At 59.7% G+C, this 13,456-nt stretch carries 13 protein-coding genes; 8 read left to right on the top strand and 5 right to left on the bottom strand.

Annotation, left to right across the window (positions count from 1 at the left end; all coding sequences use genetic code 11):
- Positions 1-9 precede the first annotated feature (9 nt).
- Positions 10-783: a CHAD domain-containing protein gene (locus CFII64_RS03010; RefSeq protein ID WP_020289286.1), complete on the top strand. Its 774-nt coding sequence runs from the start codon at positions 10-12 to the stop codon at positions 781-783.
- A gap of 122 nt (positions 784-905) precedes the next feature.
- A complete protein-coding gene (locus CFII64_RS03005; RefSeq protein ID WP_020289285.1) occupies positions 906-1,700 on the top strand; it encodes an acyl-CoA thioesterase II in 795 nt (264 codons plus the stop codon).
- Positions 1,701-1,828: 128 nt separating this feature from the next.
- Here CFII64_RS03005 and CFII64_RS03000 read toward each other — a convergent pair whose 3' ends face one another.
- The 3 genes from CFII64_RS03000 to CFII64_RS02990 all read right to left on the bottom strand — a co-directional run bounded on the left by CFII64_RS03000 (position 1,829) and on the right by CFII64_RS02990 (position 4,547).
- The gene (locus CFII64_RS03000) at positions 1,829-2,044 is read right to left on the bottom strand and encodes a hypothetical protein (protein ID WP_020289284.1); all 216 of its coding nucleotides are present in this window, start codon (positions 2,042-2,044) and stop codon (positions 1,829-1,831) included.
- 104 nt (positions 2,045-2,148) lie between these two features.
- Complete coding sequence (locus tag CFII64_RS02995; RefSeq protein WP_020289283.1) at positions 2,149-3,630, bottom strand: methyl-accepting chemotaxis protein; 1,482 nt, start codon at positions 3,628-3,630, stop codon at positions 2,149-2,151.
- A gap of 98 nt (positions 3,631-3,728) precedes the next feature.
- Positions 3,729-4,547 (bottom strand): TatD family hydrolase, encoded by an 819-nt coding sequence (locus CFII64_RS02990; RefSeq protein WP_020289282.1) that lies wholly within the window; start codon positions 4,545-4,547, stop codon positions 3,729-3,731.
- Positions 4,548-4,737: 190 nt separating this feature from the next.
- On the opposite strand from CFII64_RS02990, the gene CFII64_RS02985 reads away from it, so the two are divergent.
- From CFII64_RS02985 to greB, 5 genes are all read left to right on the top strand, one after another.
- Positions 4,738-6,162: a transglycosylase SLT domain-containing protein gene (locus tag CFII64_RS02985; protein ID WP_020289281.1), complete on the top strand. Its 1,425-nt coding sequence runs from the start codon at positions 4,738-4,740 to the stop codon at positions 6,160-6,162.
- A 96-nt stretch (positions 6,163-6,258) separates the two neighbouring features.
- The gene (locus CFII64_RS02980) at positions 6,259-6,693 is read left to right on the top strand and encodes a DoxX family protein (RefSeq protein WP_020289280.1); all 435 of its coding nucleotides are present in this window, start codon (positions 6,259-6,261) and stop codon (positions 6,691-6,693) included.
- Between the two features lie 346 nt (positions 6,694-7,039).
- Complete coding sequence (locus tag CFII64_RS02975; RefSeq protein WP_020289279.1) at positions 7,040-7,348, top strand: hypothetical protein; 309 nt, start codon at positions 7,040-7,042, stop codon at positions 7,346-7,348.
- A 269-nt stretch (positions 7,349-7,617) separates the two neighbouring features.
- Complete coding sequence (locus CFII64_RS02970; protein ID WP_020289277.1) at positions 7,618-8,919, top strand: OprD family porin; 1,302 nt, start codon at positions 7,618-7,620, stop codon at positions 8,917-8,919.
- A gap of 179 nt (positions 8,920-9,098) precedes the next feature.
- Entirely contained in the window at positions 9,099-9,572 is a 474-nt protein-coding gene (gene greB / locus CFII64_RS02965; protein ID WP_020289276.1) for a transcription elongation factor GreB, read from the top strand.
- Between the two features lie 47 nt (positions 9,573-9,619).
- On the opposite strand, the gene CFII64_RS02960 is transcribed toward greB, so the two are convergent.
- Together CFII64_RS02960 and CFII64_RS02955 are read right to left on the bottom strand one after the other, a co-directional pair.
- Positions 9,620-12,133, bottom strand: a complete 2,514-nt coding sequence (locus tag CFII64_RS02960; RefSeq protein ID WP_020289275.1) for an ABC transporter permease — start codon at positions 12,131-12,133, stop codon at positions 9,620-9,622.
- The gene (locus tag CFII64_RS02955) at positions 12,133-12,816 is read right to left on the bottom strand and encodes an ABC transporter ATP-binding protein (protein WP_020289274.1); all 684 of its coding nucleotides are present in this window, start codon (positions 12,814-12,816) and stop codon (positions 12,133-12,135) included. The genes CFII64_RS02960 and CFII64_RS02955 overlap by 1 nt, the downstream gene beginning before the upstream one ends.
- A 10-nt stretch (positions 12,817-12,826) precedes the next feature.
- Here CFII64_RS02955 and CFII64_RS02950 point away from each other — a divergent pair, with 10 nt between their 5' ends.
- Positions 12,827-13,432, top strand: coding sequence for an arylesterase (locus tag CFII64_RS02950; RefSeq protein ID WP_020289273.1), 606 nt, complete (start codon positions 12,827-12,829; stop codon positions 13,430-13,432).
- Positions 13,433-13,456 lie beyond the last annotated feature (24 nt).

Below are 13,456 nucleotides of genomic sequence, written 5' to 3'. Positions count from 1 at the left end.
GATCAAGATATGTCATCGATGGTCGACCATCTGGTCGCAGAGATTTTAACCCTCGACATCAAACTGCTTGCCTGCCATGCACGACTCACGGCTTCCACCGACAGCGAAGCGCTGCACGATTTGCGCACCACGGTACGTCGGCTGCGCAGCCTGCTGCGGCCGTTGCGCGGGCTGTCGGGTGTCGAGCAGCTGGAAGAGGCGGCCCAAGCGGTCGGCCAATTGACCACGCCGCTGCGGGACATGGAGGTGCTGGCCGCCCACCTCGCCGAACTGGGCATGGACGAAGCGGCGCGCTGGCGTACCGATCAAGTCGGCCAGGCGTATCAGCGCGTGGCGCAATCGACGGAGCTCAACCGGTTGTTTGGCATGCTCGATCAATTTCCGTGTTTCATTCGCGTTCAGCAGCGCCAGAAACTGTTGCGTGGTTTGCGCCAGAGCATCGAAAAACGCATGGACAAACAATGGAAAAAGCTCAGCGAAGCCATGGCCGATCCTGCCCATGACCGACATCGTCTGCGTTTGCTGATAAAACGGGTGCGCTATGCCGCTGAAGCTTATCCGCAACTCAGTCATCAATCGGCCAAGACTCAGGCGCGCCTGAAAGAGGCCCAAGGGACATTGGGTAACTGGCACGATCACCTGCAATGGCTGGCGCAGGCCGGGCAGCAACGGGATCTGGCACCCTGCATTGCCGGTTGGCATCTGGGCATCGTGCGCGCAGAGAAAAAAGCTGACGTATCACTCAAGCGTCTCGCAAAGGCGTGCTTCAACGGCAAGTCTTGAACCACTGTTTAGTGACCTTTTGCAATCACCCCGCAGAAATGGCGGATATGGAGCCTGCATGCCGATCAACTGCTGGTTAAGATCGTTGCAGATTTTAGATCCTTCATTTTCTGGTGGTGTGCATGAACTTTTCCGGGTTGGTCAACGCAGTCAACGATAACCCGCTGTCGGTCTCGATTCCGGCCGAATGGGGGCAGGGAAGGGCATGTTTTGGTGGCTTGATGGCCGCGTTGCAATACGAGGCCATGCGCGCGAAGGTCCCGCAAGACCGGCCAGTGCGCTCCCTGGCAATCACCTTCGTCGGGCCTGCGGAGCCGGATGTGCCGATTTCGTTCGAAGTCGAAGTCCTGCGTGAAGGCAAGGCGGTCAGCCAGGTGCTGGGCCGCGCCATGCAAAACGGTCAGGTCATGACGCTGATGCAAGGCAGCTTCGGTGCGCCGCGCGAGTCGGTGATTGCCGTGCAAGCCGATCCGGCACCGAGCCTCAAACCTTTTGAACAATGCACACAGATGCCGTTTATCAGCGGCGTGATGCCCGAGTATCTGCGTTTCATGGATATCCGCTGGGGCCTGGGCGGGATGCCATTCAGCAATACGCCTTCGCCTGCCATCGGCGGTTATGTACGCTTTCGCGAAGTCGAGGACGGACGGCTTACCGAAGCCCATCTGCTGGCGTTGGTCGACACCTGGCCGCCAGCGCTGCTGCCGCACTTGAGCAAACCTGCCCCGGGCAGTTCGCTGACCTGGACCATCGAATTCGTCCAGCCGCTACCGCAGCTGAGCATCCATGACTGGTGCACGTATCGCGCCGTGATCGAACACGCCCGCGACGGCTACGGCCACACGGCCGCAATGCTCTGGTCGCCCGCCGGAGAATTGATAGCGATCAGTCGGCAGACGGTGACGGTATTTGGGTAGGAGACGCACAACCCCGAAAACGACGCGATTCTGTAGGACCGGATTTATCCGGGAAGGCGTCGGCGCATGTGCAGCAAATATTTCGCCTGACAAAATGCCTTCGCGGGCAAGCCTCGCTCCAGCGGGGCTTACTGCCCGTGCCGCTGAATCCCCAGGCCCGCAATCAAGCCGATCACGCCAATTGCCAGCGATGAAAAGCTGCAGGAAATCAGGCCGTCGAAGATCAGCAGCGCCGCGACGATAAACAGCGGTCGCGCGATGACATTCAATACGAAGTTGGCCGGAGGACGATGATTGTCGGCGTGCCATGACCACATGTGGAGATTGGTTAATCGCTTGGCCATTACTGCTGTCCTCTTCACTGCATCAAATCGATACCTGAAGAGTAGGCCTGACTCGTGAAGGCCGCGAATCAAGCCTGACTATCGGTGCAATAGGGCCGTTGCCGTTACAGCTTGAGTTGACCGATGGCCTTGCTCAGCTCTCCGGCCAGAGTCGCAAGCTCGCCGCTGGTGGTGGCAGAATCCACGGTCTGGTTCACGGTGCGTTCCGTCACATCACGAATGCTGACCACGGCGCGATTCATGTCTTCGGCAACCTGACTTTGCTGCTGCGCGGCGACGGCGATCTGCGTGTTGCTCTCGCGCATCTGTGCAACCGCACCGGCGATAGCGGCGAGTGCATCGCCAGCTTCCTGAGCCTGTTGCACACACTCGTCGGCCTTGAACGAGCTGTCCTGCATGAAATCCACTGCGTCGCGAGTTCCGGCCTGCAGCGCGGAAACCATGGTGGTGATTTCGTCGGTGGAGGACTGCACCCGCTTGGCCAGGTTGCGCACTTCATCGGCCACGACGGCGAAGCCACGGCCCATTTCACCGGCCCGTGCGGCCTCGATAGCCGCGTTGAGCGCCAACAGGTTGGTCTGTTCGGCAATGCTGTGAATCACGCCGACCACGCCGTTGATTTTCTGGCTGTCTTCGGCCAGGCGCTGGATCATCTCGGCGGTTTGCTGCACGCCGGTGGACAAACCCGCGATGGACAATTGAACGCGCTCGACCACGGCCTTGCCGCCGCCGGCCAGGGTGTCGGCAGTCTGTGACTGGTCACGCGTGGTACTGGCGTGTTGGGCAATGTGATAAACGGTGGCGGACATCTCGTTGATCGCGGTGGCAACCTGATCGGTTTCGCTCTGCTGGCCGAGCATGCCGTGGCGCACGTCATTCATGCCCGCCGCCAGATGCGCAGCGCCCTGATCCAGACGTGCAGCGGTCTGGGCGACAATGTTGACCACGCGCTGATAACCGGCCTGCATCGCGTTGAACGCCTTGGCCATCTGGCCCACTTCATCATCGCCAGTCAGCGGCACTCGGGCCGACAGATCGCCGCTTTTCTCGACGTGCAGCATCACATCCTTGAGCGTGTTGAGCTGACTGAGCAGGAAGCGAATCAGTAATTGCGATGCGCAGAGCATGGCCAGCATCAGCACGAATACGGCAACGGCGTAGTTGACGAAGCGGGCTTGCAGAACTTGCGTCACGCTTGGCGCGAAGGCCAGGATCGCAACGCGCTGGCCGTCGGCACGCGCCACGACCTGAGCGCCGATCAGCGTGTTGTCATCGGTGGACGTTTGCAGGTTCAGCTCGACCCAGCCAGTGCCGCTGGCCAGTTGCGGCAATGACTGCTCCTTGAACTTCGGCGTTTGACCCTGAGGGAACACCAGCACCTCATTGCCAGCGGGAACCGCTTGCCCGGCAGGCCACGAACCGATCAGTCGCGCTTGCGCCTGGGCGGACTGACGAGCGCCATCGACGCGTGCCTGTTGTTCGAGTTGCGAGGCATAGATCACCAGCAACAGCGTGGTAATGAAGGCGACCGCGTTCACGGCCCAGAACTTGTACTTCAGCGAAAGATTGCTAAGCCAGGTGCCCATAAGAGGTCTTCTTTGGTTAGTCGTGGGTAGACGTGCGGCAAGGTGCCACCATGATGGGCCAATGATCAGAGAATATGTTGATTTGGGTCAAGCGCACGTTAGACGTGAGCGTCCGCAAGCTGGGGCAAGTCGAAAAAGCTGCGTGCGCAGCGGCTGCTGTGTGCGGCCAGATCTTCCTCGGTTTCACCCCGATGCAGGGCCACTTCGCGTAACACTTCGGGCAGATAGGCCGGCTCGTTGCGGCCGTTTTTCGGCTTGGGTCGCAAGGTACGCGGCAGCAGATAGGGCGCATCGCTTTCCAGCATCAAGCGGCCACGGGAAATGTCGCGGACCAGCGGATGCAGGTGCGTGCCACGCCGTTCATCGCAGATCCAGCCGGTGATGCCGATGTGCAGATCCAGATCCAGATAACTGAACAAGGCCCGCTGTTCGCCGGTAAAACAGTGCACGACTGCGGCGGGCAGACGGTCGCGATAGTCACGCAGGATTTCCAGCAGACGCTGGCTGGCGTCGCGTTCGTGAAGAAATACCGGCAATTGCAATTCCACGGCCAGCGCCAGATGCGCCTCCAGGACTTTTTCCTGCTGCGGGCGTGGCGAAAAGTCCCGATTGAAATCCAGGCCGCATTCGCCAACCGCGCGCACGCGATCTTCTTTGAGCAGGGCACGCAACTGTTGCTCGGTATCGGTGGTCCAATCGCTCGCTGAATGGGGATGAATTCCCGCAGTGCTGAACAGGTGCCGGGCATCCTCATCCAGTTCGTGGCAGAGCTGCAAAGCCTGTTCGCTGCCTTCGATGCTGGTGCCGGTCACGACCAGTTGGCAGACGCCCGCAGCATAGGCGCGATCGAGAACCGCCTGTCGTTGCGAGGCGAAGCTGGGATTTGTCAGATTGACGCCGATGTCGATGAGTTGCATGGTGCTACCTCAAGCCGGAGACCGCTGAGGATATCAGAGCTTCGTGGCTAATAATAAAACCTAGATATTTCAACTGGTTGAGTGCTGTTGCTCAGTCAGGTTGATCGATTCAAGAGCAGTCGCGCCTAACCCGTGCCTGCAATTCCCCTGTTGTTTCGTGCTTTTCGACCGGCATTTCCCTGGAGAGTGAATGATCCGAGCCTTGATTGTCCCTGTCGTTTTTCTGATGGCCTTGGCACCGTTCCCGGCGAGCGCGCGTCAGGCTGGTCCGCAACTGGTGCAACACAAAACCCAGGTCCGGGATCTGGCCGCTATCCGCAGCAGCAAGGTTTTGCGTGTGCTGGTCAACCAGAGCCGCAACAGTTCCGGCGATGCGAAGGGCGAGGAAACCGGCGTCGAATATCACCGACTCCAGGCGTTCGAGAAATACCTCAACAGTCATTCCCGCGACGGCCAGCAGATCACTTTCAAAATCATTCCCAAAGCCAAGACTCAGTTGCTCAGCGCGTTGCGACGCGGCGAGGGCGATCTGGTCGCGCCCGGTGAATTGCTCGATGCCACGGGCGTGAAGGGCATTGAGGCCAGCGCGCCTATCGTCAGCCAGGTGCCGTTGGTGCTGATCGGAGTCAAGGGCGAGCGTGCTTTCAAGCATGTGGAGCAATTGTCCGGCCGTACCTTGAGTCTTTCTGCGGGCAGCGCCGCCGATGAAGCGGTGCATCAATTGAACCAGCGCCTGGCGTTGCGCAAGCTGCCGCCGGTGAAGATCGAGTGGGTCGACCCGAGTCTGGCGGTGGAAGATGTGCTGGAAATGGTCCAGGCGGGGATCTTTCACCTGACGGTCGTGGAGCAACCGATTGCCGAGCGCTGGGTGCGGGTCATGCCGAAACTGCGCGTCGACCGGGCGTTGACCCTGAGCACCGGCAGCGACATGAACTGGTACGTGCGCCAGGATGCATCGGTGTTGCACGCCACTATCGACAGTTTCCTCAAGACCTATCGTGCACCCGCCAATCAGGACGTTGCGTTCCAGAAGGCCTACAAAAATCTGTATCGCGTCCACAACCCGCTGGCCCGCGCGGATCGCCAGCGTCTGGAAGAACTGCGCCCGATGTTGCAGCGCCATGCAGACGCTCAGGGCATGGATTGGCTGAATCTGGCGGCTCTGGCGTTCAAGGAGTCGGCGCTGGATCCGGGCGCCAGAGGCAGCGGCGGCGCAACCGGGCTGCTGCAGATTACGCCGTCGGCGGCGCAGCGGGTCGGCGTCGGCAATATCCAGACGGCAGACAACAATGTCCAGGCCGGTGCCAAATACCTCGCGTTGATCCGCCGCAAGTTTTTTGCCGGCCCCAGGTTCAACGAGCGCGAACGCATGGCCTTTACCCTGGCCGCGTACAACCTTGGCCCGGAGCGTGTGCAAGGTATGCGTGTCGAGGCCAGGCGGCGCGGCTTGAATCCGGATCAATGGTTTTTCCAGACCGAGCGCGTGGCGATGGAACAGGCTGGAATGGGCGTGGTGAGCTACGTTAATAGTGTGAACAAATACTATCTGGCATTTGATCGCGAGCGCGATTCACTGGAAGACACCCGACCCGGAAAACTGACCGTCAGAAAATAATCGAAGTAACTGATAGGTATGATGGGTTTTATGCGCTTATCACATGAGTAAATACGATTATGATGGCGCCATTACTTCACTAATGGAATGAACAGCATGAGCCCTCTGATCAAAGCAGTTTTCACTACCCGTGCCGGTTACGGCCTGACCATCGTGCGTATCCTGGTCGGGATCATTTTTATCGCTCACGGCAGCCAGAAGCTGTTTGGCGCATTTGGCGGTTATGGCCTGGAAGGCACCGGGCAATACATGGCCAGCCTGGGTCTGACTCCGGGTTATCTCATGGCGTTGCTGTCAGGGAGTGCGGAGTTCTTCGGCGGCCTGGGCCTGGTGATCGGCCTGCTGGCCCGTCCGGCTGCTGTAGTGCTGGCGCTGACGCTGGTGGTGGCGATTTTCTCGGTACATATCAGTCACGGGTTGTTCATGGCCAACAACGGTTATGAATTTGCCCTGGCGTTGTTGGGTGGCGTTGTTGCGGTATTGATCGAGGGTGCGGGCAAGGTGTCGGTGGATCGGGCTATTGGTGACTGATTGAGTCCCGACCTTTTCGGATCGCATTCCACCTGTCTCGCGGATAAATTCGGTCCTGCAGGGGAATGCGTGCATATCCGTTGTCGCTGTAACCGCAGCAATGGATATGTACTCAACCAATCAACAACACCGGCAGAAAAACTCCGAACGATGGCATTTGACAATTAGCCGACGGCTTCTCTACGATGCTGCTCATGCGCCGATTTAAACAACTACTTGCGGGGCGCCAGGTGAGCATGATGCTTGCCGATAGAAGTCTCAGGACTTCGAAATACCGCTAAAGCGTTGGTTCGGTGTTGCCTCTCACCGCTGCCCAGCGGATTTATTGAGGCTGAGACATAACATCATGACCCGTCTGCATCCCGTTGTTCGTATCTCCCCCATCGCTACTCAATTCGCCCGTAAAAATCCAAAGATCCTGCTTGGCGGCTCACATCAGCCGACATTGCTGCGCTATCTGGATGGCTGGCCACGGCGCAATGGCGGGCCACATGCGTTCCTGATCCAGTTTGTCGACACCCTGCAATCCCTCGCAGAGTTCAAGGACGATCAATTCGACCTGGCTGTGCTGCAAGCGCCGGATGCCGAACATGCCGAGGAGATGATTCGGAACCTGACGCGTATTGCGCGGCAGGGATTGATTACTCGCTGCTGAGTGACGTTTGACGATTGCGCAGCACGTGCAGATCTACGGCGCACACCCTCATTGCCTGCTGTAAACGGCCGGAATAGAGCGCTCGCGCACCATCAAAAGCACCGGTCACTTGCAGACTAAAGTCGCCTGTAAGGACCAAAAGCCTTCTGCCATTATCCTTTCTCACCTCGTGTCACTACTTCATCCCGGCCAATTCGTTGTCCGGGTGAAGGCTATTTATCTGGCTAATTGCGCTTCGCGCGAACGCTGCACTGTTGGAGCTTTTTTTCATGCGTCCCCCATTTCCTTTCATCATGGCGCGCCGTTCACTCGGCTGTGGCGCTCTGTTTCTGTACGCCGGTTTTTCCGCTCAGGTTCAAGCAAGCGGCTTCATCGACGACACGACAGCAAAAGTCGAATCGCGCACTGTTTACTTCAATCGCGACTTCCGTGACGGGCACACGTCCACCGATCAGGGCGCTTCCAAACGGGAAGAGTCGGCTCAGGGTTTCATTCTCAATCTGCAATCGGGCTACACAGAAGGCACCGTCGGTTTCGGGATCGATGCGTTGGGCATGTTCGGGATCAAGCTGGACTCCAGTGCCGACAGCAGTAACAGCGGCTTGCTGCCTTCCACGGGCGAAAATCCCCGTGGTTCGAAAGACCAGTACGCCAAATTGGGGCTCACCGGCAAGCTACGCATCGCCGACAGCGTATTGAAATACGGCGCATTGTTGCCGGATGTTCCCCTGCTCAAGTACAACGACGGCCGCCTGCTGCCAACGATGTTCAACGGTGCACTGCTGACGTCCAGAGAGATCAGGAATCTGACCGTCATGGCCGCACGCCTCGACAAGTACACTGCCCGGGACTCCACCGACTCCCAAGACATTCGCGTGCATTGCAAGAATAAACGCTATGCCTGCAATACCACCGCCGACCATTTCGACATGTACGGCTTCGACTACAAAATCAACGACCACCTGACCGCCCAGTATCACTATGCGCAGCTGGACGATATCTATCGTCAGCATTTCGTTGGCCTGTTGGCCTCCCAGCCATTGGCCGCTGGGTCACTCAAGGCTGATTTGCGTGTGCTCAAGAGTGATGACAGTGGCGATGCTCGCGCCGGTTCCATCGATAACCGCGCCCTTAGCGGGATGCTCGCTTATGCCATCAGCGGCCACACGTTCAGTGCCGGTTGGCAGCGCATGAATGGCGACAATTCCATGCCTTATCTGGATGGGACGAATCCGTATCTGGTGAACTACGTGCAGGTCAACGACTTCGCTGCGGCTCAGGAGCGGTCCTGGCAATTGCGTTACGACTACGATTTCAAGGGCATTGGTATCAATGGGTTGAGTTTCCTGACCCGGTATGTGAGCGGTGACCACATCAAGGTACTGGGCAGCGAGCGGGAGGGCAAAGAGTGGGAGCGCGACAGCGAACTCAAGTACGTGGTGCAGGGCGGAACATTTCGCGATGTCAGTCTGCGCTTACGCAATGCAACCTACCGGACCAACTACGAGAAGTTTGCCCGGGACGTGGATGAGACACGTTTGATCGTGAGCTACAACTTCTCGGTATTGTGACCGGGCGCATTTCGTCCCCGGCAAAAAAGGGGGGACGGCTGGCGTTGGTGCGTCTGCCCACTTTTTTCCCCTGCTCGATCCACGCGACAACTGCATTGCCGCAGGATGACTGTGATCTATACTCGCTGCCGATTCGCGATCCGATCCAGTTGGAGATTTTCGAGAGTGAGAAAACCGTCTTGAGCACCAACATCATTACCAAGGAAGGGCATGACGCGCTGAAGCAGGAGCTGGATTACCTGTGGCGGGAAAAGCGGCCGGACACCACGCGCAAGGTGACGTGGGCGGCGTCGCTGGGTGATCGCAGTGAAAACGCCGACTACCAATACAACAAGAAGCTGCTGCGGGAAATCGATCGCAGAGTCAGGTATCTGCGCAAGCGTCTTGAGGACGTGCGTGTGGTTGCCTACTCGCCGGAGCAGGAGGGCCGGGTATTTTTCGGTGCCTGGGTCGAGATCGAGAACGAAGCGGGGGAGATCAAGAAATTCCGCGTGGTGGGTTACGACGAGATTTACGGTCGCAATGATTACATCTCCATCGACTCACCGATGGCTCGCGCGCTGCTGAAGAAAGAAGAGGGCGATGAAGCCGTGGTGCAGACCCCGAATGGCGAAATGCTGTGGTGGATCAATAGCATTACCTATCCGGGCTGATGGCTGCCTCGCTGATCAAGCCGACCAGCGAAGCAGCGCCGCAGTATTCAACCTTCGCGCAATACCGTCAGCGGGCTGACATTCAGCGCCCGCCGCGTGCCGAACACGCCCGCGCCACCGACCAGCAGCGCACCAATCACCGGCAGCAAGAGCAGCCATGCGTGCGGGTACCAGACCAGATCGAAGGCGTAGCGATACAGGGCGAAGCTCACCAGTTCACAACCCAGCGCTGCCAGCAGGCCGCTCACCGCGCCCAACAGGCCGAACTCGATGCGCCGCGCCTTGACCAGCAACTTGCGCTCGGCACCCAGTGCCCGCACCAGCGCGCCCTGGCGGATGCGCTCGTCAAGCGTTGCCTGCAAGCCCGAGAACAGCACCGCAATGCCCGCCGCCAGCACGAACAGCAAGACGAACTGCACCGCCAAAGTGACCTGATCGAGGATGCTGCGCACCTGTGCCAGCAATGCTTCGACGCCCAGCAGGCTGATCGAGGGGAACGTGCGCGACAGGTCGACGATCTGTTTGTCCTTGCCCGGCGGCAGGTAAAAACTGGTCATGTAAGTGGTGGGCAGATCCTGCAGGGTGCCGGGTTCGAAGATGATGAAGAAGTTGGGCTGGAACGTGTCCCAATTGATGTCCCGCAAACTGGTGACCACAGCGTCACGGGTCAGCCCGCCGACATTGAAACTCAGTCGATCGCCCATCTTGATGCTCAGGCTTTCGGCCAGTTTGGACTCCACCGAAACCCCCGGCGTTGTCGCGGCAGAGGCGTCGGCCGGTGCCTGCCACCAATTGCCAGCCGTGACCGTGTTGCCTTCTGGCAAGTCAGCGGCCCAGGTCAGGTTCAGGTCACGGCGCGTGGCGTTTTCGCCACGGGAATCCTTGGTGACAAAATCGCTGACCGGCTTGTCATTGATGTTCATCAAGCGGCCTGGCACGACGGGGTACAACGGCGCCGAATGAGAAGAGATCTGCGTCAACTGTTGGCTGAAGCGGTCCTTGTCGTCAGGCAGCACATTGAGCACAAAGTAATTCGGCGCGTCCTTGGACAGCTGGTTTTGCCAGGTGTCGAGTAGTTCGCCGCGCAACAACGCGATCAAGCCCATCGACAACAGGATCAGGCCAAAAGCCAGGGATTGTCCTGCTGCGGCCAGTGGATAGCGCAGCAACTGGCCCAGGCCAAGGCGCCACGGCAACGAAGCGCCCGCCAACAGACGACGCAGGCTTTTCAGAGCCAGTAACAGCAGGCCGCCAAGGACCACGGCAGCGATCACGCCGCCGCCGAGCAGGGCGAACGTCAGCACCAGATCCAGGCTCAATCGCCACATGATAAGGCCCAGCGCCAGCAATGCAGCGCCATACACCAGCCAGGAACTGGCGGGGATTGGCAGCATGTCCCGGCGCAGCACGCGCAAGGGTGGAACCCGGCCCAGGGCGGCAAGCGGCGGCAGGGCGAAGCCGGCCAGTGCCACCAGTCCGGTGCCGATACCCGCCACTGCGGGCATCAGACCACCGGGCGGAACAGCGGCAGGCAGCAAGTCATGCAGCAGGGCAAACAACCCGAGTTGCGCGACCCAACCCAGTAACGCGCCGCTCAGGCTGGCCAGCAACCCAAGCATCGCCAGTTGCAGACTGAACAGCAGCAATGCTTCGTTACGCGACAGGCCCAGGCAGCGCATCAGCGCGCTGGCATCGAAGCGCCGCACGGCGAAGCGTGATGCCGACAATGCCACGGCGACCCCGGCCAGCAGCACGGCCACCAGACTCGCCATGTTCAGATAACGTTCGGCCTTGCCCAGTGCGCCGCCGATCTGTTGGCTACCGTCACGCGCGTCCTTGATTTCCTGATGCGGCTCCATGCCCGGCTCGATGGCTTTGCGATAGGCCGCGAGGGCTTCAGGCGGGCCGCTCCACATTTCTCGAAAGCTGACCCTGCTGCCCGGCTGCACGACGCCAGTGGCCTGCAAGTCCGCCAGATTGATCATCACTCGCGGCGTGAGGCTGTAGAAGTTGCCGGCTCGGTCCGGTTCGTAGGTCAGCACCCGAGTGAGCTTGAGGGTTTTGGAACCAACATCGATGTCGTCGCCGATTTTCAGGTCAACGGCGGGAAACATCCGCGATTCAGCCCAGGCTTCTCCGGGTTTGGGGCCCTGGCTGACTTGCTCGGGTTGATACAGGTCGGCCGCGCTCTTCAGTTCGCCGCGTAGCGGGTAAGCAGTATCGACGGCTTTGACGCTGGACAGCTGGATGCCGGCATCAGTGGCAATCACGCTGGAAAAAATCACCACTTGAGAATGATCGAGCTTGAGTGCTTGGCCTGCCTCAATCTGCTGCGGCTTGGCCGGGCTTGATCCTTCGAGCACCAGGTCGGCGCCGAGAAACTCGGTGGCGCGCATCAGCATGGCGCCGTTCAGGCGGGCGCCGAAATAACCGATGGTAGTGCTGGCGGCAACGGCCACCAGCAGGGCAAAGAACAGCACCCGCAATTCACCGGCGCGAGCATCGCGCAGCAGTTGGCGGACAGCGAGGTTGAGCAGGCGAACAAAAGGCAGGCGTGCCATCAAGGCTCCAGTGGGGCGACCAGACGGCCACCTTCGAGTCGGATCAGGCGTCGGCAGCGATGGGCCAGGCGCTCGTCGTGGGTAACCAGAACCAGGGTCGTGCCGCGCTCCTTGTTCAGTTCGAACAGCAGATCGCTGATCCGTTCGCCGGTGTGGCTGTCCAGATTGCCGGTCGGCTCATCGGCGAACAACACGTCAGGGTCGGCGGCGAAAGCGCGGGCAATGGCGACCCGCTGCTGCTCGCCACCGGACAGCTGACGCGGCGTGTGAGTCAGGCGTTTGCCCAGACCCACCCGCTCAAGCAGTACGCGGGCCTGTTCGCGGGCGTCGTTGCGGCCTTTGAGCTCCATGGGCAGCATGACGTTTTCCAGCGCATTCAGGCTGTCCAGCAACTGGAACGACTGAAACACAAAACCCACGTGTTCGGAGCGCACCCGGGCGCGCTGGTCTTCGTCCAGCTCGCTGAGGTTGCGGCCGGCCAGAACCACGGCACCAGCGCTGGGCAGGTCGAGGCCGGCGAGCAAACCGAGCAGCGTGGATTTGCCCGAACCCGAGGCGCCAACGATGGCCAGGCTGTCGCCCTTGTTTAGTTCCAGGGAGAGTTCGTGCAGGATGGTCAGGTCACCTTCGGTGCTGGGGACCACTTTACTGAGGCTCAGAGCACTGAGAATACTTTCACTCATGGAGAATCCGATGCGTGCGTGGTTTTTAAGTGCTGGCCTGGGGTTGCTGCTGCTGTCACAAGGAGCGGCGGCGGGCACGGTGTTGATCGTTGGGGATAGTATCAGCGCGGCTTTCGGCCTGGATACCCGCGTGGGATGGGTATCGTTGCTGGAACAACGCATGAAACAGGAAGGTTTCACCGACAAAGTGGTCAATGCCTCCATCAGTGGCGACACCAGTGCCGGAGGTCAGGCGCGGCTGCCTGCGCTGCTTGCAGAGCATAAGCCGGAACTGGTGATCCTCGAATTGGGCGGCAATGATGGCCTGCGTGGCCAGCAGCCAGCTTCTTTGCAACAAAATCTTGCAACGATGATCGACAAGTCCAGGGAGGCGGGCGCCAAGGTGTTACTGCTGGGCATGCAGATCCCGCCCAACTACGGGCCGCGTTATACCAATGCGTTCAAGGCGGTCTACAGCAACCTTGCAGAAGAGAAGAAGGTGCCGCTGGTGCCGTTTTTCCTCGAAGGCGTGGGCGGCATTCCCGAGTTGATGCAGGCCGATGGGCTGCATCCGGCTGCCGGAGCCCAGGGCAAGTTGCTGGAAAATGTCTGGCCGACGCTAAAACCGCTGCTTTGAGGCTTTTCTAGCGGGGGGCTTTGG

This window comes from Pseudomonas sp. CFII64, assembly GCF_000416235.1.
Taxonomy (GTDB): domain Bacteria; phylum Pseudomonadota; class Gammaproteobacteria; order Pseudomonadales; family Pseudomonadaceae; genus Aquipseudomonas.
This window is presented reverse-complemented; position numbering and strand designations above follow the sequence as displayed.

Excerpts from the sequence above, each read along its gene's own strand:
- CFII64_RS02955 (WP_020289274.1), bottom strand. The coding sequence starts at position 12,816 with ATGAGTGAAAGTATTCTCAGTGCTCTGAGCCTCAGTAAAGTGGTCCCC.
- CFII64_RS02975 (WP_020289279.1), top strand. The coding sequence starts at position 7,040 with ATGACCCGTCTGCATCCCGTTGTTCGTATCTCCCCCATCGCTACTCAA.
- CFII64_RS03000 (WP_020289284.1), bottom strand. The coding sequence starts at position 2,044 with ATGGCCAAGCGATTAACCAATCTCCACATGTGGTCATGGCACGCCGAC.
- CFII64_RS02980 (WP_020289280.1), top strand. The coding sequence starts at position 6,259 with ATGAGCCCTCTGATCAAAGCAGTTTTCACTACCCGTGCCGGTTACGGC.
- CFII64_RS03005 (WP_020289285.1), top strand. The coding sequence starts at position 906 with ATGAACTTTTCCGGGTTGGTCAACGCAGTCAACGATAACCCGCTGTCG.
- CFII64_RS02950 (WP_020289273.1), top strand. The coding sequence starts at position 12,827 with ATGCGTGCGTGGTTTTTAAGTGCTGGCCTGGGGTTGCTGCTGCTGTCA.
- CFII64_RS02960 (WP_020289275.1), bottom strand. The coding sequence starts at position 12,133 with ATGGCACGCCTGCCTTTTGTTCGCCTGCTCAACCTCGCTGTCCGCCAA.
- CFII64_RS03010 (WP_020289286.1), top strand. The coding sequence starts at position 10 with ATGTCATCGATGGTCGACCATCTGGTCGCAGAGATTTTAACCCTCGAC.
- CFII64_RS02985 (WP_020289281.1), top strand. The coding sequence starts at position 4,738 with ATGATCCGAGCCTTGATTGTCCCTGTCGTTTTTCTGATGGCCTTGGCA.
- CFII64_RS02995 (WP_020289283.1), bottom strand. The coding sequence starts at position 3,630 with ATGGGCACCTGGCTTAGCAATCTTTCGCTGAAGTACAAGTTCTGGGCC.
- CFII64_RS02990 (WP_020289282.1), bottom strand. The coding sequence starts at position 4,547 with ATGCAACTCATCGACATCGGCGTCAATCTGACAAATCCCAGCTTCGCC.
- CFII64_RS02970 (WP_020289277.1), top strand. The coding sequence starts at position 7,618 with ATGCGTCCCCCATTTCCTTTCATCATGGCGCGCCGTTCACTCGGCTGT.